This is a genomic window from Faecousia intestinalis (assembly GCF_040096185.1).
Lineage (GTDB): Bacteria > Bacillota > Clostridia > Oscillospirales > Oscillospiraceae > JAZOXB01.
The window spans coordinates 1-1,186 of record NZ_JBBMFF010000048.1; the positions used below are offsets into that span (position 1 = coordinate 1).

Here is a 1,186-nt window from a genome sequence, read left to right on the forward strand (position 1 = left end):
TAATTTCAGAAAATTCTATTTTGAGATAGCCCATTCTTCCTTATGAAGCCTCTTCTGATCCGCAGCGCTTTTCATTTGCTCTTAAAATACACCGGTAATACAGTAGCGATCCGTATCGGGGTCGAGCTCGGCGGCATAGACGCACGAGCCGTCCGGCGGGACCAGCGCATATTGCTCCGTCTCGCCCTCCAGCCGGAAGCAGACATAGGGGATGCCGTCGTCCTGAATGAGGCGGCTGTCATAGAGCTCCCAGTCCTCGTCCGCACCGGCAGCCTCGCGCAGGACCGCCTCCGCATTCCAGCAGGTGTCCATGAGATATTCCTTCTGCGGCGAGCCCCAGCGGCCGTTGTAGGTCAGGTATTCTCCAAAATCGCTGCCGTCCGGCGCCGTCACGGTCAGATAATACATCGCGCCGCCGTCCGGGCGGTCGAACGAGCCGCCGATGACATCGCCCTGCCCGGTGCGGAACGAATAGAGGGCCTTGTCGCCGACATTCAGCCGCCCGCTCTCCCACGTCACGCCGAACACATTGACCCACGAGCCAACATATTTTGCCACGATATAGGCACGGTCATATTCGCCCGCGGGGCCGTTCTGCGTCACCGTCAGCTCCAGCCCATCCAGCGGCTCGTTGAACATTACGCCGAGTGCGCCCTCCGGCGCATCAGGGACGGCTGCGGTGAATGCCTCGTTGATCTCCGGCTCCTCCGGCGTTTCTGCCGTCGGATCGGTCTCCTGCGTGGGAGGCTCCGACGTTGTTTCCGGCTCCGTTCCCCGCGTGGCGGGCTGTGTTGCAGGCTGCGTGACGGGCTGCGTCCCGCCCGGCTCCGATGCATCCGCCCCCGTCGGGCTGCAGGCGCACAGGCCCAGCAGCAGGGCGGCAAGAAGAATGGCGATCCCTCGTTTCATACGATGTCCCTCCCGATCTGTCTTCCCGGACTGTTTCTTTTATTAGACGCACCTGCCGGGGAAATGTTCCGCCCGTTCCAAAATTTTTCGCTGCGCGGATCCGCCGATTTCCGCGCGCGGCGCTTCAGCTTGTCAAAAAAGTCCCTTTGGACTTTTTCGCCAAGCTGCTTTCAGAATTGCAAAATGAATTTTTGTAGTACTATTTTGCAATTCTGCCGCTGCGGCGGGTTATGGAACGCGAAAGGACACCCTGACGGTTTCCTTTCACACTTTTCTT

At 59.4% G+C, this 1,186-nt stretch carries 1 protein-coding gene; it reads right to left on the reverse strand.

The features are described 5' to 3' along the window. Window positions 1-81: 81 nt before the first annotated feature. Window positions 82-909 (reverse strand): hypothetical protein, encoded by an 828-nt coding sequence (locus WMO66_RS00580; RefSeq protein WP_349134463.1) that lies wholly within the window; start codon window positions 907-909, stop codon window positions 82-84. Window positions 910-1,186: the final 277 nt, after the last annotated feature.